General features: G+C 33.3%; 17 protein-coding genes. 10 read left to right on the top strand and 7 right to left on the bottom strand.

All coding sequences use genetic code 11. The annotated features are described in order from the left end of the window. The 3 genes from modA to VLC96_RS08320 form a co-directional block, all read right to left on the bottom strand. The coding region (modA, locus tag VLC96_RS08330; protein ID WP_325262051.1) for a molybdate ABC transporter substrate-binding protein at nt 1-375 on the bottom strand (375 nt) is incomplete at its 3' end. 79 nt (nt 376-454) lie between these two features. Continuing rightward, nucleotides 455-1,846, bottom strand: a complete 1,392-nt coding sequence (locus VLC96_RS08325) for an alginate export family protein (RefSeq protein WP_325262050.1) — start codon at nt 1,844-1,846, stop codon at nt 455-457. Between the two features lie 35 nt (nt 1,847-1,881). After that, on the bottom strand, nt 1,882-2,226 hold the full coding sequence (locus VLC96_RS08320) for a winged helix-turn-helix domain-containing protein (protein ID WP_325262049.1): 345 nt from the start codon (nt 2,224-2,226) through the stop codon (nt 1,882-1,884). Nucleotides 2,227-2,576: 350 nt separating this feature from the next. On the opposite strand from VLC96_RS08320, the gene leuS reads away from it, so the two are divergent. The 6 genes from leuS to VLC96_RS08290 all read left to right on the top strand — a co-directional run bounded on the left by leuS (nt 2,577) and on the right by VLC96_RS08290 (nt 8,777). After that, nucleotides 2,577-5,438 (top strand): leucine--tRNA ligase, encoded by a 2,862-nt coding sequence (leuS, locus tag VLC96_RS08315; RefSeq protein ID WP_325262047.1) that lies wholly within the window; start codon nt 2,577-2,579, stop codon nt 5,436-5,438. Between the two features lie 353 nt (nt 5,439-5,791). Further along, nucleotides 5,792-6,640, top strand: coding sequence for an alpha/beta fold hydrolase (locus tag VLC96_RS08310; protein ID WP_325262046.1), 849 nt, complete (start codon nt 5,792-5,794; stop codon nt 6,638-6,640). A 2-nt stretch (nt 6,641-6,642) separates the two neighbouring features. Continuing rightward, the gene (locus tag VLC96_RS08305; protein ID WP_325262045.1) at nt 6,643-7,113 is read left to right on the top strand and encodes an RNA polymerase sigma factor; all 471 of its coding nucleotides are present in this window, start codon (nt 6,643-6,645) and stop codon (nt 7,111-7,113) included. Further along, nucleotides 7,103-7,702, top strand: a complete 600-nt coding sequence (locus VLC96_RS08300) for a hypothetical protein (RefSeq protein WP_325262043.1) — start codon at nt 7,103-7,105, stop codon at nt 7,700-7,702. The genes VLC96_RS08305 and VLC96_RS08300 overlap by 11 nt, the downstream gene beginning before the upstream one ends. A gap of 124 nt (nt 7,703-7,826) precedes the next feature. Further along, a complete protein-coding gene (locus VLC96_RS08295; protein WP_325262041.1) occupies nt 7,827-8,012 on the top strand; it encodes a hypothetical protein in 186 nt (61 codons plus the stop codon). A gap of 84 nt (nt 8,013-8,096) precedes the next feature. Then, nucleotides 8,097-8,777, top strand: a complete 681-nt coding sequence (locus VLC96_RS08290) for a zinc metallopeptidase (RefSeq protein ID WP_325262039.1) — start codon at nt 8,097-8,099, stop codon at nt 8,775-8,777. Between the two features lie 254 nt (nt 8,778-9,031). On the opposite strand, the gene VLC96_RS08285 is transcribed toward VLC96_RS08290, so the two are convergent. Both VLC96_RS08285 and VLC96_RS08280 read right to left on the bottom strand, forming a co-directional pair. Then, the gene (locus VLC96_RS08285) at nt 9,032-9,781 is read right to left on the bottom strand and encodes a uroporphyrinogen-III synthase (RefSeq protein WP_325262038.1); all 750 of its coding nucleotides are present in this window, start codon (nt 9,779-9,781) and stop codon (nt 9,032-9,034) included. A gap of 14 nt (nt 9,782-9,795) precedes the next feature. Then, entirely contained in the window at nt 9,796-10,467 is a 672-nt protein-coding gene (locus VLC96_RS08280) for a DUF4271 domain-containing protein (protein WP_325262037.1), read from the bottom strand. 101 nt (nt 10,468-10,568) lie between these two features. Here VLC96_RS08280 and VLC96_RS08275 point away from each other — a divergent pair, with 101 nt between their 5' ends. The 3 genes from VLC96_RS08275 to VLC96_RS08265 are packed head-to-tail and all read left to right on the top strand — an operon-like array spanning nt 10,569 to nt 13,213. Further along, nucleotides 10,569-11,294, top strand: a complete 726-nt coding sequence (locus VLC96_RS08275) for a polyprenol monophosphomannose synthase (protein ID WP_325262036.1) — start codon at nt 10,569-10,571, stop codon at nt 11,292-11,294. 11 nt (nt 11,295-11,305) lie between these two features. Continuing rightward, nucleotides 11,306-12,652 carry a dihydroorotase gene (locus VLC96_RS08270; protein ID WP_325262035.1) on the top strand — a complete coding sequence of 449 codons (1,347 nt, stop codon included), beginning with the start codon at nt 11,306-11,308 and terminating at the stop codon, nt 12,650-12,652. A gap of 6 nt (nt 12,653-12,658) precedes the next feature. Further along, the gene (locus VLC96_RS08265) at nt 12,659-13,213 is read left to right on the top strand and encodes a DUF4296 domain-containing protein (protein ID WP_325262034.1); all 555 of its coding nucleotides are present in this window, start codon (nt 12,659-12,661) and stop codon (nt 13,211-13,213) included. A gap of 7 nt (nt 13,214-13,220) precedes the next feature. Here VLC96_RS08265 and VLC96_RS08260 read toward each other — a convergent pair whose 3' ends face one another. Next, the gene (locus VLC96_RS08260) at nt 13,221-14,210 is read right to left on the bottom strand and encodes an NAD-dependent epimerase/dehydratase family protein (protein WP_325262032.1); all 990 of its coding nucleotides are present in this window, start codon (nt 14,208-14,210) and stop codon (nt 13,221-13,223) included. Nucleotides 14,211-14,398: 188 nt separating this feature from the next. Between VLC96_RS08260 and tyrS the strand changes: the two genes are divergently transcribed. Beyond that, nucleotides 14,399-15,697 (top strand): tyrosine--tRNA ligase, encoded by a 1,299-nt coding sequence (gene tyrS, locus VLC96_RS08255; RefSeq protein WP_325262030.1) that lies wholly within the window; start codon nt 14,399-14,401, stop codon nt 15,695-15,697. Between the two features lie 28 nt (nt 15,698-15,725). On the opposite strand, the gene VLC96_RS08250 is transcribed toward tyrS, so the two are convergent. Next, nucleotides 15,726-16,706, bottom strand: a complete 981-nt coding sequence (locus tag VLC96_RS08250) for a LuxE/PaaK family acyltransferase (protein ID WP_325262028.1) — start codon at nt 16,704-16,706, stop codon at nt 15,726-15,728. Nucleotides 16,707-16,914: the final 208 nt, after the last annotated feature.

The raw sequence follows: 16,914 nt of genomic DNA, 5'->3' as shown, positions 1-16,914 counted from the left end.
ATCTAAAAGTGAATTCATTTTTGCTGTATTTGGATCAATTTTTTTGCTCCAAATTGCTAATCTTCCTATTGCATATCGTTTTATTGGAGAAACTGCAAAGCCTTTATTTTTTAGTAAGTTGGCATAATTCATATCAGCAGAGAAAAATAAATCAAAAGGTGCTCCATTCGAGATTTGCTCATAAAATTTCCCGGAAGCTCCGTAAGTAATCTGAATCACATCGTTTGGATATTTTGTTTGATACACTTTTTCAATGGAATCCATTGCGATCTTCAAATTCGCGGCAACAACAATGGTGGCTTTTTGTTGACTGAAAATAGAGTTTGTAACAAAAAGGATTAGAAATAATGAAAGTAGTTTTGTCTTAGTTTTCATGAGTGACGCTTTTTTTACCATAGATAAAATTGGGTTTCAAGATAAATCTTTAATAATCATTGTGATATGTGGCTATTGACTATTTTTTAGAACTAAATAATTCGGGTTTAAAGGTAATCATTACATAACTCCAAAGTGGGGTCGAATTGCTATTTCCTCCTTTTAAAACTTCCATGTTTTTATCTGCAAATAAATACGAAAAACCTAAATCAATGCTCGTAAAAGTATTGTATTTGTATCTCAAGATCAAATCGTTTTCGTATCCTAAATACGGATCAACAACATTTTTTTGAGAATCTAAAATTTTATTTTCTAAGTAAAATAAATGAAAATCAGAACGTATAGAAAGATTTTTATTCCAATCATAATTGAAAAATAAATATGGATTTATCAAACCACCATTTTTTACATCTTTTGGAAAAGTGGTAAAATAATCCATATTTCCCATAAATTTCCAAGCCACGCCATACAAAGGCACAAAAGATTTAGATAGTTCCGAAGGCTGTGTGGCATCGTCTCCACTCATAATTTCGGCACCCAAACGTGTCGTCCATTTTTTTAGTTTGTATTGAATTTCGGGTTGAAAGTAATAAGCTGAAATTTTTGCACCAGATTGCAATTGCCCATATTGGTAATAGGCCGCTAGAGTTAAATACCAATCGTTTTTTTCAAATTCCAATCGTCCTCCCGAAGTTCCTCTTGTGTATAATGTCTGTGAATTGGTTTTACTTTCAAAACTGTCAGCTGCGTTTATGGTTGTTAAAGTGAAATTTTGATTTAGTTCGGCTTTTAAATAATGCAAGTTTAACATTTTGTAATTGTTGAAAGTGGTAGGTGAATACGAAGTCTCAAAAATACGTTCTGAACTTTGACTGAAAGCAGTAAACAATTCTGTTTCGATTTTATTGTTTTTATAAATCAAGTCAATTCCGTCATGGGCGCGTCCGGTTTGGCTCCAATTGGCTGCCGAGAATAATCTCCCGTTGTCCAGTTCTATTTTTTGGCGACCTAATCTAGCCGAGAAGTTATTTACAATTTCAACTTCGGCGAAAGCTTCATAAACATTCAAAGATCCCGTTACCGAAGCTTGTCCGTATTGTCCCCAAACGCGAATGTCTTGGATTGAGGTAAGAAATTTAAATTTTGGTTGCTCATAACTGATGTTTAAACGGCTTCGTTGTGAAGCAAAAAATGCCGGTTTGGTGGTGTCGTTCGGTAATTGTCGGTAACCGTCTCGGTATTCGCCTCTTGGTCTAAACTCTAATCCAACGGTGAATATTTTGTTTTCTGAATTGACTTTTTTATTAAAACTTTCTATGACTAATAATGAATCGGCTTCACGTTGTGTAATGATTTTTTTTTGGACTAATAAATTGGTGATGTTACTATCGATTTGGGCTGATAAATTTTCGCAAAAAAGAAAAAGTAAGAACGTAATGGTAAAGTATAATAAATGATTTTTTGGTTTCATAAGTTAGAATAAAGTTCTTTTGAAGTTGGTTAAGTCTAAAAGTTTATATTTTGAAATTCTTGTTGTGTAAAATCGTTGATGCGTTTTTCAATTTCATAAAATGTAGCGATTGCATTTTTGCCAGCTTCGGTTAAACGGGCGCCACCGCCACCTTTTCCGCCTAATAGTTTTTCGACCAAGGGAGTTTCGGCACGCTGGTTCATTTCCTGAACTAATTGCCAGGCTTGGCGATAGGCCATTTTCATTTCTTTGGCGGCATTGGTGATAGAACCTGTTTTTTGGATATTCTCTAAAAGCCAGATTTTGCCAATGCCCAAGAAAGGACCTTCGGATTCCTCAATCCATATGCGCACTTCAATTTTATATTTTTTTGTTGACATAATCAGGTGTGTTTTTTAAAACATACTGTAAACATAAGTATTTTTACGTGCTTAATTGTTGAATTTTTTTACAAATTTTATATTTAAAACCCTGAAGCTGCGTGAGGGATGGAAGTGGAGCTCTTTTTCTTTTTCAATTGCTGAGGTGCAAACCGAGGTAATTGAAAAAGAAAAAAGCGGGAACGGACAGCCCGACCCGTAGTTTTTACGAAGGGTCACGCCCAAATAATTAATGCTAAAGTGATCAACAAATTATTTTCAAAGCCCATACAATAAATGTAAATTTGCAAACTTAATATTTGAACAAAAACTTAGAAACTCAGTTTCTTAGCTACTTAGTAACTTAAAAAATGAAATACAATCCAAACGAAATAGAGTCCAAATGGCAAAAATATTGGGCAGACAACAAAACTTTTGCAGCCGAAAACAATTCAGATAAACCAAAATATTATGTTTTAGACATGTTTCCTTACCCATCTGGGGCGGGATTGCACGTGGGGCATCCGCTGGGTTATATTGCTTCGGATGTGTATTCGCGTTTTAAAAGACACCAAGGTTTTAATGTTTTGCACCCGATGGGTTACGACAGTTTTGGATTACCGGCTGAACAGTATGCAATTCAGACAGGGCAACGTCCGGAAGACACTACACGCGTAAATATTGACGGCGGTGTTGACAAGGAAGGAAACAAAATTGCGGGTTACAGAAAGCAATTGGACAAAATTGGGTTTTCATTTGATTGGGATCGTGAAGTGAGAACTTCAAATCCTGATTATTACAAATATACGCAGTGGATTTTTATTCAGTTATTTAATTCCTGGTATTGCAAAAAACAAGGTAAAGCTTTTGATATTTCAGAGCTTGTTGTAGTTTTTGAAGAACAAGGGAATGCTGTGATTGAAGCCGTTTGTGATGATAACGTTTCTATTTTTACAGCTGCCGAATGGAAATCTTATTCTAAAGAAGAGCAGGAAAAAATTCTTTTGCAATACCGATTAACTTATTTGGCAGAAACAGAAGTAAACTGGTGTCCGGGATTGGGAACGGTTTTGGCAAATGATGAAATTGTAAACGGTGTTTCGGAACGTGGAGGATATCCAGTTATTCGAAAAAAAATGACCCAATGGAGTATGCGAATTTCTGCTTATGCAGAGCGTTTACTTGACGGTTTGAATGATGTTGATTGGAGCGAATCTATAAAAGAATCTCAAAGAAACTGGATTGGAAAATCGGTTGGAGCTTCGGTAGAATTCAGATTAAAGAATTCAGAAAGCAGTATATCAGTTTTTACAACAAGACCTGACACTATCTTTGGAGTGACTTTTATGACTTTGGCACCAGAACATGAATTGGTGGCCCAAATTACAACTCCGGAACAAAAAGCAGAAGTTGAAGCCTATATCGAAAAAACCGCAAAACGTTCTGAACGTGAGCGTATGGCTGATGTAAAAACCATTTCGGGAGTATTTACCGGCGCTTATGCAGAACATCCGTTTACCAAGGAAGCAATTCCAGTTTGGATTGGAGATTATGTTCTGGCGGGTTACGGAACAGGAGCAGTCATGGCGGTTCCTTGTGGTGACGAGCGTGATTATGCTTTTGCTAATTTCTTCAAAGGACAGAAAGGGATGCCGGCTATCAAGAATATTTTTGATAAAGATATTTCAGAGGCCGCTTTTGGAGCGAAAGAAGGGTTTCAATTAGTGGATTCGGATTTCTTAAACGGATTGGATTATAAAAAAGGAACTCAAAAAGTAATTGAAGAGTTAGAAAAAATAAATCAAGGAAAAGGAAAAACCAATTACCGTTTGCGTGATGCGGTTTTCTCCCGCCAAAGATATTGGGGGGAACCTTTCCCAGTGTATTATGTGAATGGTTTACCACAAATGATTGATGAGCAGCATTTGCCTATCATTTTGCCAGAAGTAGAGAAATATTTACCAACCGAAGACGGTTTACCTCCTTTAGGAAACGCGGCAGTTTGGGCTTGGGACAGTTTGCAGAATGCAGTTGTCAGTACGCAGTTAATAGATAACGTAAAAATATTTCCTCTTGAGTTGAACACCATGCCGGGTTGGGCGGGAAGTTCATGGTATTGGATGCGTTATATGGATGCCAAAAATGATAGCGAATTTGCCAGCAAAGAAGCATTGAAATATTGGGAAAGTGTAGATCTATACATTGGTGGAAGCGAGCACGCAACAGGTCACTTATTGTATTCTCGTTTTTGGAATAAATTTTTAAAAGACAAAGGTTTTGCACCAACCGAAGAGCCATTCAAAAAACTGATTAATCAGGGAATGATTTTGGGAACGAGTGCGTTTGTTTATAGAATTGAAGGAACAAATTCGTTTATTTCTAAAAATAAAATCAATGGTGAGAGCGTTCAACCGATTCACTCTGATGTCCATTTTGTAAATGCTTCAGATGAATTAGATATTGAAAAATTCAAAGCTTGGAGAGAAGATTATAAGGATGCGGAATTCATTTTAGACGATAACGGAAAATACATTGTAGGTCGCGAGGTTGAAAAAATGTCGAAATCGAAATATAATGTTGTTACTCCTGATGATATTTGCGCTGAATATGGTGCAGATACTTTGCGTTTGTATGAAATGTTTTTAGGCCCATTGGAACAAGCAAAACCTTGGAACACGGCTGGTATTTCGGGAGTTTTTGGTTTCTTAAAAAAACTGTGCCGTTTGTATTTTGACGAAAATGGTTTAATCGTAAACAACGACGAACCAACCAAAGACAACTTAAAATCATTACACAAAACCATTAAAAAAGTAGCGGAAGATATCGAAGGTTTCTCTTTTAATACTTCGGTTTCGCAGTTTATGATTTGTGTGAATGAATTGTCAACTCAAAATTGTCATTCTCGTGCTATTCTGGAGCCATTGGCAATTGTGATTTCGCCTTATGCGCCACATATTGCTGAGGAATTATGGTCGTTATTAGGACATGATGATTCTATTGCAAGAGTTCCATTCCCAGTTTTTGATGAAAAACATTTAGTAGAATCTGAAAAAGAATATCCAGTTTCTTTCAACGGGAAAATGCGTTTCACTATCAAATTGCCTTTGGATTTAACCGCAGCGCAAATTGAAGAAATTGTTATGAAAGACGAAAGAACACAAAAACAATTAGACGGAAAAACACCAAATAAAGTGATTATAGTTCCGGGTAAAATCATCAATTTGGTCGGATAAATAATGTTGTCTATGAAACAATCAAATTTCTAGATCAAATATTAATAATTTTTAAAATCCAAATTTCAACAATTGTTGAGGTTTGGATTTTTTATTTAGAAAAAATAAATCCGCCACAGCTTAAAATAATTCCAACAGATTTAAATCATTGAGTCATTTTAATCCATGGCACAATATCAATTCCAAATTATTTTTTTAGATTTAATTTTTAATCCGAAAACAAGTGTTTGTAAGCGATTAATGTTTTGTTTGTCAATTAATTGAAAAAAAATATTTTGCGATCTGTAACATTTTGATTCTTACAGTATCCAAACGTAGGATCCGATTAATTAACAATTTAAAACTATTAAAAAATGAAAAAGTATATCATCTTAGTTATCGTATTATTGTTTTCGGCATTATGTTTAAATGTGTTTGCAAAAACAAAATCATATCCGTTTGAGGTTGTAAAGTCTGGAAAAGGAAAACAGTCTATAATTTTTATTCCTGGGTTCGCATCTTCGGGTGAAGTTTGGAATGAAACCAAAGCTAATTTTGAAAAAGATTTTACTTGCTACACTTTGACAATGGCAGGTTTTGCTGGAGTGAAATCTCAGCCAAACGCATCGTTCAAAAGTTGGGAAACAGAAATCGCTGATTATATTCAAGCAAATAAAATTGAAAAACCGATTTTAATAGGACATAGTATGGGAGGAGGTTTGGCACTTGCAATTGCTGCTGATTATCCGGACTTAATCAGTAAAATAGTAGTTGTGGATGCTTTACCGAGTTTATCGGCATTAATGGATCCTTCTTTTAAATCAAAAGAAAACAATGATTGCTCTGCAATGGTAAATCAAATAACAGCTATGTCTGGTGATCAATTTTTTCAAATGCAAAAATCAAACATGCCGAAACTTTTGGCTGATACTTCAAAGCTAGACATGGTTGTCGACTGGAGCCTGAAATCTGATAGAAATACTTTTGCTCAAATGTATTGCGATTTTTCTAATACTGATTTGAGAGATAAAATTGCAACGATAAAATGTCCTTCATTAATCTTATTGGAATCTTATTTTGCCAATTTAAAACCTACCATTGAAAATCAATATAAAAACTTGAAAACAGCGAATTTTCAATATGCTAACAAAGGTTTACACTTTATTATGTATGATGATAAAGAATGGTACCAAACGCAGCTTAATAATTTTATAAAAAGTTAAGAATGGAGTTTGAAAATATTTATAAATCATATTGGGATAGAATTTTCAGGCTCTGCATGGGTTTTGTTAATGATTATGATGTCGCTCAGGACTTGGCACAGGAAACGTTTATAATTGTCTGGCAAAAATTAGACACTTTTAGAAATGAATCGAGTATTGGAACGTGGATTTTTAGAATCGCCTCTAATAATTGTCTAAAGCAAATTGAGAAAGAGAAACGTTTCCCTAAATCAGAATTGCCAGCACATATCACCGAAGAAAAGCAATATTCATTAGAGCCTCAAATTCAGTTTTTGTACAAATGTATTGCCGAATTACCTGAAATCGAACGTATCATTATTTCATTGGAACTTGAAGATATTAAGCAAGCAGAAATAGCAAAAATAGTCGGGCTTTCTGAAGCTAATATCAGAGTAAAAATTCATAGGATTAAAGAAAAGCTGACTCATAAATTTAAAGAAAATGGAAAATAACAATATAGATTTCAAAGATTTATGGAAACAGCAATCCGTAAATCAGCCTGATATGAATGATTTACTTTCTAAATTAAATACTTTCAAAAAACTAAGTATGAGAAAATTGATATTGACAAATCTTCACCTTGTTACAACAGCATTGTTTATTCTTTTTATTTGGTTTTATTTCAAACCTGAATTTATCTCTACTAAAATCGGAATTGTTTTAATTATTATCGCAATGGCGATGTATTTGTTCGTTTATAATAGATTATTTGCTGCTTTTAAAAAAATAGATAGCACTAAAACCAATTCTGAATATTTGCAAAAATTAATTGAAATAAAGACAAAGCAAAAATTTCTGCAATCAACAATATTGAGTTTGTATTTTTTAATTCTCGGAACCGGATTGGGTCTGTACATGTATGAGTATACATCTCAAATGACGCAATTTTGGGCTGTATTTAGTTATGGTTTGGTATTGTTATGGTTTGGATTTTCATGGTTTTATTTTAGGCCAAGATACATCAGAAAAGAAGAAAAAAAAGTCAATATTCTGATCGAAAAATTTGAGACAATAAATCACCAATTAGAAGAAGATTTGTAATTCGTTTTTAAAATATATAAAATCCAAGCTCTATGAGCCTTGGATTTTTTGTTAAATCAGTTTGTGATGATTTGTGTAATTTGCAGTTAGTTTTTCTGTCATGTTTAATTTAAAAGTATAAAAAATGAAAAAACACGAAGTTCATATTTTAAATAAAAAAGCCGGTTTCACAGGTATGAAAGATGAATTGGCAAAAGAAGTTGAAGTTTTTTTGGATGCCAAGTCCGTTGAAGGGTATGAGGTTATAAATGTCTCTTTCACTTATTATGAAGGTGCAGAATTGATAGCCTTTATAACAATTTGTAAGTAATTTGTAATGCCAAAATGACACAATTATAATTTGGTTCAGATTTTGATGCTTCTTTTAAAACAAGAAACATTAAAAACAAAAAATATGGGAATGAGTTATTTAATACTTGCGGGTGGAATCATGCTTGCAAGTTGGTTAGTAAGTTCTACACTAAAAAATAAATTTGAGTTTTACTCAAAACTGCATTTGCAAAACGGAATGTCCGGCGCCGAAATTGCCGAAAAAATGCTTGCTGATAACGGAATCCGTGATGTAAGAGTGATTTCAACTCCGGGACAATTAACGGATCATTACAATCCAGTTGATAAAACGGTAAATCTGAGTGAAGCAGTTTATAATCAAAGAAACGCTGCTGCTGCTGCAGTTGCTGCGCACGAATGTGGTCATGCGGTACAACATGCTGTTGGTTATCAATGGTTAACAATGCGTTCTCAGTTGGTGCCAATTGTGAATGTAGCTTCAAATTATATGCAATGGATTTTGTTAGCAGGAATCTTAATGATTCGTACTTTTCCACAATTATTATTGATTGGAATTATCATATTTGCGGCAACCACTTTATTTTCGATTGTGACTTTGCCTGTAGAATATGACGCCAGTAACAGGGCTTTGGCTTGGCTTGAAAATAAAAGAATGTTAACCCGAGAAGAACAAGCTGGTGCTAAAGACGCTTTAACATGGGCGGCAAGAACGTATGTAGTAGCTGCTTTGGGTTCGATTGCTACTTTGCTGTATTACATTTCAATTTATAATAATAGGAGGTAAAATAAATAATTAGAAAATTAGTCAATTAGATTAAAAAAAAAAAAAACCGGAAGCTCATAATAAATGACTCTTTCGGTTTTTTTATGGGTGTTTTAGACGTAATTATCAAATTTCCTAATTGACGGATTTTCTAATTATAATCTCAATTCAGGCATGTTTTGTAATCAAATAGCAGAAATGATTTAAAAATAAAAAATCCAAATCCCAATTGAAATTATTGGAATTTGGATTTAAAAGTATTCTTAGCGTTGTTGTTATTTTGCTTTATTGACTTCGGCAATGTATTTTTCTAGTGCCATAGTCATTGATGGCGTTCCAGGTGTTGGAGCCATAATGTCTACACGTAATCCGTGATCGAGAGCTTCTTTTTGAGTAGTACTTCCAAAAACGGCTATTCGGGTATTATTTTGTTCAAAATCAGGGAAATTTTTATATAAAGATTTAATTCCTGTTGGGCTAAAGAAAGCCAGAACATCATAATAAACATCAGCCAAGTCTGATAAATCACTCATAACTGTTCTGTAAAAAATAGCTGGTGTCCAGTCAACTTTTAAAGTGTTTAATGTTACAGGAATATCAGCATTTAATTGATCTGATGCTGGTAATAAGAATTTTTCGTCTTTATATTTTTTGATTAAAGGCGATAAATCGGCAAAATCTTTTGGTCCAACGTAAATTTTGCGTTTTCGATAAACAACATATTTTTGCAAGTAAAATGCAATCGCTTCAGATTGACAAAAGTATTTTAAACCTTCAGGAACTTTGTAACGCATTTCTTCCGCTACTCTAAAAAAATGATCTACACCATTTTTACTTGTTAATATAATAGCAGTATAGTTGTTTAGATCGATTTTTTGAAGTCTAATTTCTTTAGCGCTTACTCCTTCTACGTGTATAAAAGGTCTGAAATCAACTTTTACTTTATGTTTTTGTTGCAACTCAAAGTATGGGGAATTTTCCACTTTAGGTTCTGGTTGGGAGACCAAAATTGTTTTGACTTTCATATATTTAATAATTTCTAAACACTATCTTTTGTAAACCAATAATACATAAAATAATAGGGTGCTATTTCAAGAGTGCAAAGATACAAAATAAAATAAAACAACTTACTGAAAATTTCTTTTCTGTAGTTTTTTATTGAGAACAAATAAAGCAATACGTTCAGCGCTAAAATACTATACAGAACAATCAGTGGTATGTTTTTTAAAATGGAATCATAATAGAACAAAATGATGTCCACTGGCAGTAACAATAAGCCAACATATGTTCGATAGGTGACCTTTTGTAAATTAAATTGTTCGACTAATTCTTCTATCTGAAATGTAGTCGCGATGATTTTTTCAATCAAAAACTTTGACAAAATAAAATAGATAACAAAAGTGAAAATTTGGATAAATAATACCCAATCTGTTTTCTCTCCGTAACCAAAACGGCTTAGTAAAATTTGAATAAAAAACGAAAAGGAAATTATCTGAACAAAAAACAATGAAATAGAAAACACACCCATCAAATGGCTACTGTCTCTGTAAATTCGTGCGTATTTGTCAGAGAAAATCAATTTGGTGAAATCTTCAAAACGATTTTCGTAAAGTGATTTGGTTGTAGCAATAATACCTAACGTCAAAATAAAAACGATAGTTACCCAATCGCTTGTGTCTGTTATTCTAGGATGAAGTACATGGTCTGTCATAATTAGGGCAAAATTAGTAATTTTTATAACATTATTTATTATAAATTTATAATAATCAAATGGCATAAAAAGGTTACTTTTGCAACGAAATTAACCAAAATATGAACAATTGCATTGTTATAATTCCTACCTATAACGAAATTGAAAACATTGAAAGCATTATCAGGGCAGTACTCTCTTTACGCAAACCTTTCCATGTTCTTGTTATTGATGATAATTCTCCAGATCGTACTGCTGAAAAGGTAGTTATGCTTCAGGAAGAATATAAAGGGAGACTATTTTTAGAAAATAGAACAAAAAAATCAGGACTAGGTACAGCGTATGTGCATGGTTTTAAATGGGCATTGAAAAATAATTACGAATTTATTTTTGAAATGGATGCAGATTTTTCACACAACCCAAATGATTTGGAAAAATTATATGATGCCTGTCATTTTGGGGATGCAGATTTAGCTATTGGTTCACGTTATGTAACTGGCGTAAATGTTGTGAACTGGCCATTAAGCCGTGTTTTAATGTCGTATTTTGCTTCAGTGTATGTGCGAATGATTACCGGGATGAAAATACATGATGCGACTGCAGGTTTTGTGTGTTATAAAAAAGTTGTACTCGAATCGATAAACTTGGATAAAATTAGATTTGTTGGTTATGCTTTTCAAATTGAAATGAAATACCGTACATACTGTAAAAAATTGGCTATTTCAGAAGTTCCTATTATTTTTACGGATAGAACGAAAGGACAATCCAAAATGAGTAAGACCATAATTGTTGAGGCTGTATTTGGTGTAATATTATTGCGTTTAAAGAAAATATTTAACAGTTTGTAAAAGAGAATGCTATGAATAGATATTTAATTAAAAATGCTAAAATAGTAAATGAAGGTGTTATTTTTGAAGGTGATCTACTTGTTGAAAATGATCTGATTGTTGAAATTTCGGAGAATATTAGTCTAAAAACTTCAGATTGTATGATTATTGATGCCGAAGGAAATTATCTTATTCCCGGGGTTATTGATGATCAGGTGCATTTTAGAGAACCTGGACTTACTCATAAAGGTGATATTGAATCGGAATCTAGAGCGGCTGTTGCTGGTGGGATAACTTCTTATATCGAACAGCCTAATACGGTTCCAAACGCTGTTACACAGGAAATTCTTGAAGAGAAATACCAAATTGCTGCCGAGAAATCATACGCCAATTTTTCTTTTATGATGGGTGCTACTAATGACAATTTGGAAGAAGTTTTGAAAACAAATCCAAAAAATGTAGCTGGTATCAAGATATTTTTGGGTTCTTCTACCGGAAACATGTTGGTAGATGACGAAGCAGTTTTAGAAAAAATATTTTCATGTACCAATATGTTGATTGCCGTTCATTGTGAGGACGAGCAGACTATCAAAAATAATTTAGAAAAATATAAAGAAGAATATGGTGAAGATGTTCCAGTAACGGCTCATCATCTTATTCGTAGTGAAGAAGCCTGTTATTTATCTTCTTCCAAAGCTGTTGCTTTGGCTAAGAAAACAGGAGCAAGACTACATGTTTTTCACCTTTCTACTGCCAAAGAAATGGAATTGTTTACCAATAAAATTCCGTTGGAAGAAAAAAAGATTACTGCCGAAGTTTGCGTACATCATTTGTGGTTTACTAATGATGATTACGAAACCAAAGGTAATTTTATCAAATGGAATCCAGCTGTAAAAACAGCCAATGACAGAAAAGCGTTGTGGGAAGCTCTTAACGATGGGCGTATTGATGTAGTTGCTACTGATCATGCTCCACATACTCTGGAAGAGAAAAAACAAAAATATTTACAAGCACCTTCTGGTGGTCCACTTGTGCAACATTCACTTGTAGCAATGTTTGAAGCATATCATCAAGGGAAAATAAGTATTGAGAAAATCGTCGAAAAAATGTGCCATAACCCTGCCAAAATTTTCAAAATTGAAAAAAGAGGCTTTATCAAAGAAGGTTATTTTGCCGATTTGGTAATTATTAATTCCGGTTTGCCTTGGGGTGTGAAAAAAGAAAATATACTTTCAAAATGTGGTTGGTCTCCTTTTGAGGGCTTTACTTTCAAATCAAGAATTACACATACTTTTGTAAATGGTAAACTGGTTTATTCTGGTTTCAAAGTAAAAGATATTCGCGCAGGTCAGAGATTGTTATTTGATCGTGAAAATTAATTGCTGATGAAAAAAATCATATTTATTATTGGATTGGTTTGCTTGTTTTTAAGTTGCAATAAGGATCTGGTTGAAAAACCAGATAATTTAATTGATCAACAGGTTATGGAAAATATTTTTTATGACATGTCAATCCTTGAGGCGATAAAATATCAAAATCCAAATTCATTAAATCCGAATGGTATTGATCCAAAGACGTACATTTTTAAAAAATACAATATTGATAGTACTCAGTTGGCACAAAGCAACGCCTATTATGCAGCTGATTACAGAGAATACAAAAAAATGTTTGATCATATAAACGATCGCCTGAAAAAAGAGAAAGACGCTGTAGATTTAATTAATAAAAAAGCTGATCAAAAAGAAGCCGCAATAAGAAAAGCTAAAGCAAAAAAAATTCAGGATTCAATAAAAAAAGTTCAGAAAGCTAAAGAATTAAAAATTAAAAAGGAGAAAGATTCATTGGATAAAGTTAAAAAAGCCAAAGAGTTAAAAGCCAAAAAGAAAAGTGATTCTATTAATGAATCAAAAATCAAAAAGAGTTTAAAGGCTAAAAAATAATCGAAATTTATAAAGCTGTAATTCTTTTTATGTAATCAGGAACGTCTTGGAATGTAATATTCAAGGCGTTTTTTATTTTTTCATTAGAATATAAATCTGTGGTATAAGATGATTTAGCAGATGATTTGCTGAGTTGTCTTTTTTGTCTAAAGACAGTAGAGTAGAACCAATCCAACTTTGATAATGTGTTTATCATAAAAGGCGTCGCATGATAGCTTGGCCTTTTGACTTTTAAAGCATCAGCAATCGAATTCAAAAAATCATGAAAAACAATATTTTGGGCAATTACAGTAAATCGTTCTCCAGCGATAGTGCTTTTCATTAGTTGGTACATAATAGCTACTAAATCTGCAACAGCAACAAAACCAGTTGAACCTTTGGTATAAAATGGCAATCCGTTTTTAACTTTTGTAAAAAGTTCACCACTTCCCTGATCCCAAAATCCCGGACCGATTATAACACCTGGATTTACAATTACTACATTTAGGCCTTCTTGTTGTCCGCGCCAAATTTCCATTTCTGCGCCATATTTTGAAATGGCATAATCGCTATGAAGTTTTTCGGGATTCCATTCGGTTTCTTCGGTGATGATCGTTTCGTGAGCCGCCAAGTCGCCAAGAGCGGCGATCGAACTCACATGGCAAAGTTTATGGACATTATTATTCAGGCAAAAATTGACAATATTAGCAGTACCCTCAATATTAGTTTTTCGGATAAGATCTTCGTCATTTGGATCAAAAGAAATCATCGCAGCACAATGATAAACTTCGTCAATTCCTTCAAAAGCCTTTTCTAAACATGGGATATCAAGAATATCGGCCTCAACCCACTGGATGGTTTCGAACAGGGCGTCTTTTTTGTATAACGAAAATAAAGATTTAGTTTTTTGGACATTTTCTTCGTTTCTATAAATAGCCCGAATTTCTTCTCTTTTATCCGCTAAATGAATTAAGAGATGCGCGCCGACTAAACCTGTTCCTCCTGTTACTAATACCATATTTACAAATGTAATAAGTTTAAAGTTTCTAAGTTTCTAAGTTTCTAAGTTTTTTTGTTTAAAGTTTTTAAGCTTTTAAGTTTGATAAGTTTAAGTTTGATAAGTTGAGTTTTGTTGTCTCAATTCATAATTCATAATTTATAATTCATAATTGAATCACTATCTTTGCCCAAAATTGAATATTAGAAATGAAAAATATAATTTCCGAATTACAATGGCGTGGTTTAGTGCACGATATCATGCCTGGAACCGAAGAACAACTTTTAAAAGAAATGACTACTACTTACATTGGATTTGATCCTACATCAGATTCTTTGCATATTGGTAGTTTGGTTCCGATAATTTTATTAGTTCATCTTAAAAACTTTGGACACAAACCAATCGCTCTAGTTGGTGGTGCGACAGGAATGATCGGAGATCCATCTGGAAAATCTGATGAGAGAAACTTGTTGGATGAAGTTACCTTGAATAAAAATGTTGAAGGAATAAAAGGCGTATTGTCTCGCTTTTTAGACTTTAATGATACTGCTGTAAATGCGCCAGTTTTGGTGAATAATTACGACTGGATGAAAGATTTGTCATTCATCAATTTTGCTCGTGATGTGGGTAAAAGAATCACTGTAAATTATATGATGGCCAAAGATTCCGTGAAGAAAAGATTGTCAGGAGAAGGCGAAGGAATGTCATTCACAGAGTTTACATACCAATTGATTCAAGGTTACGATTTCTATCATTTGCATAAAGAATACAATTGTCTATTGCAAATGGGAGGTTCAGACCAATGGGGGAATATCACCACTGGAACTGAGTTAGTTCGTAGAATGAATGTAGGCGAAGAGGCCAAAGCTTTTGCAATGACTTGTCCGTTAATCACGAAAGCCGATGGTTCTAAATTCGGAAAATCTGAAGGTGGTAATGTGTGGTTAACAGCTGATAAAACTTCAGTATATAAATTTTACCAATTTTGGTTGAATACAACTGATGTTGATGCTGAAAAATACATTAAAATCTTTACTTTTTTAGATCAACAGACTATTGAAGCATTAATCGAAGAGCATAAAGTAGCGCCACATTTAAGAGTGTTACAAAAGAAACTAGCTGAAGAGATTACTGTTTTTGTACATTCAAAAGAAGAATTAGAAAAAGCAATTCAAGCATCGAATATTTTGTTTGGAAACTCCAATGCTGAAGATTTAAAGAAATTGGATTCGGCAACTTTCTTAGAAGTTTTTGATGGTGTTCCTCAAGCTGAAATCGCGAAATCAGACATTGAAGTAGGTCTGGATATCGTTTCTGTTTTAAATGAAAAAACGGGTTTCTTTAAATCGAATGGGGAGGCTAGACGTGCATTAACAGCAAATTCAATTTCTGTAAACAGAGAAAAAATAAATGAAACGTTTGTGCTTTCTGCCAAAGATTTGATTAACAATCAATTTGTATTGTTACAAAGCGGAAAGAAAAATTATTTTGTGATTAGAGTAGTCTAAGGTTTTACAGATTTAATTTGTTTAAGAATTAAATCACCATTAAGTTACAACCTCGAATATCTGAATTATCAAAACGTCCCAATACTTCGAAAGTGGTATTGGGATATTTTTTGCCTAAATCTTGTGTGGCAATAAATGAACAGGAATTGATGTTGGCTAAATCAATTACGTTAATTCCACCAGTTTTACCATCATTTATGTATGTTAATGCATCTTCGGTGTCGCGAATGTGTATTTGCATCCACGAAGGGCATTCAAATATGCCGTTTCCTAATGAATAAGCCTGAGAAAGTAGTTCGGTCATTCCGTATTCTGAATGAATGGCTGAAACGCCAAATCCGTTGCAAAGTTGTTCGTGCAATTCTTCGCGAATCATCTCTTTGCGTCTGCCTTTCATTCCGCCCGTTTCCATGATAATGGTATTCTGAAGATTGAAAGTCCTTTTTTCAATTAAATCCAATAAAGCATAGGTAACTCCAATCAAAATTACATTTTGTCCAGCTTCATCTAATTCAACTAATTTTTTAATTAATTCCTCATGATTGTGTAGGTAAAAACCACTATCGCTATTATTGGTTAGCTGAATTAAATCTTCCACCATATGAATTAAAGATGAGCCTTCTCTTTCCAGATAAGAAGGAAGTAAAGCCAAGACTACATAATCTTCAATATTACCATAGAATTGTGAAAACCCTTTGCGATAGCTTTCTTCGTAAATAGAAACATCAGTAATCAAATGTTTACTAGTAATGACTCCTGTAGTACCGCTACTGGTAAAAGTAGTTTCAATTGGATCGTTATTTGAAACCACATTATGGCTCTTAAAAAATTGAATAGGTAAAAAAGGAATTTGATGCAGTGACTTTACTTTCTGCGGATTGGTTTTTAATAAATCGCAAAATTCTTGGTAAACCAAATTGTTTTCATATTGGTAACGAAAAATTTTTAAAGCTATTTTTTCAAATTGCTTCTGACTCGAAATGGCAAATATATCGCTGGCTGTAATCAACTTCTTTTTTTGTGGCAAAGATAGTGATTCGATGACAAAATCAATTTCAAAATCAATTTCAATGGCAATTAGTGCAAAAACCTAAGAATATCAGATATGAGCTTTATAAGCCACACTTTCTAATTTGATATATGAAATCGTATATTGTTTTGATATAAAAAAAGTTCCAATGATTATTGGAACTTTTTGTGACTTTTTATTAAGAAGA

The organism is Flavobacterium sp., assembly GCF_035456085.1.
GTDB lineage: Bacteria > Bacteroidota > Bacteroidia > Flavobacteriales > Flavobacteriaceae > Flavobacterium.
This window is presented reverse-complemented; position numbering and strand designations above follow the sequence as displayed.

Excerpts from the sequence above, each read along its gene's own strand:
- VLC96_RS08305 (WP_325262045.1), top strand. The coding sequence starts at position 6,643 with ATGGAGTTTGAAAATATTTATAAATCATATTGGGATAGAATTTTCAGG.
- VLC96_RS08270 (WP_325262035.1), top strand. The coding sequence starts at position 11,306 with ATGAATAGATATTTAATTAAAAATGCTAAAATAGTAAATGAAGGTGTT.
- VLC96_RS08325 (WP_325262050.1), bottom strand. The coding sequence starts at position 1,846 with ATGAAACCAAAAAATCATTTATTATACTTTACCATTACGTTCTTACTT.
- VLC96_RS08280 (WP_325262037.1), bottom strand. The coding sequence starts at position 10,467 with ATGACAGACCATGTACTTCATCCTAGAATAACAGACACAAGCGATTGG.
- VLC96_RS08275 (WP_325262036.1), top strand. The coding sequence starts at position 10,569 with ATGAACAATTGCATTGTTATAATTCCTACCTATAACGAAATTGAAAAC.
- VLC96_RS08285 (WP_325262038.1), bottom strand. The coding sequence starts at position 9,781 with ATGAAAGTCAAAACAATTTTGGTCTCCCAACCAGAACCTAAAGTGGAA.
- VLC96_RS08290 (WP_325262039.1), top strand. The coding sequence starts at position 8,097 with ATGGGAATGAGTTATTTAATACTTGCGGGTGGAATCATGCTTGCAAGT.
- VLC96_RS08295 (WP_325262041.1), top strand. The coding sequence starts at position 7,827 with ATGAAAAAACACGAAGTTCATATTTTAAATAAAAAAGCCGGTTTCACA.
- VLC96_RS08310 (WP_325262046.1), top strand. The coding sequence starts at position 5,792 with ATGAAAAAGTATATCATCTTAGTTATCGTATTATTGTTTTCGGCATTA.
- VLC96_RS08320 (WP_325262049.1), bottom strand. The coding sequence starts at position 2,226 with ATGTCAACAAAAAAATATAAAATTGAAGTGCGCATATGGATTGAGGAA.
- VLC96_RS08300 (WP_325262043.1), top strand. The coding sequence starts at position 7,103 with ATGGAAAATAACAATATAGATTTCAAAGATTTATGGAAACAGCAATCC.
- VLC96_RS08265 (WP_325262034.1), top strand. The coding sequence starts at position 12,659 with ATGAAAAAAATCATATTTATTATTGGATTGGTTTGCTTGTTTTTAAGT.
- leuS (WP_325262047.1), top strand. The coding sequence starts at position 2,577 with ATGAAATACAATCCAAACGAAATAGAGTCCAAATGGCAAAAATATTGG.
- VLC96_RS08260 (WP_325262032.1), bottom strand. The coding sequence starts at position 14,210 with ATGGTATTAGTAACAGGAGGAACAGGTTTAGTCGGCGCGCATCTCTTA.
- tyrS (WP_325262030.1), top strand. The coding sequence starts at position 14,399 with ATGAAAAATATAATTTCCGAATTACAATGGCGTGGTTTAGTGCACGAT.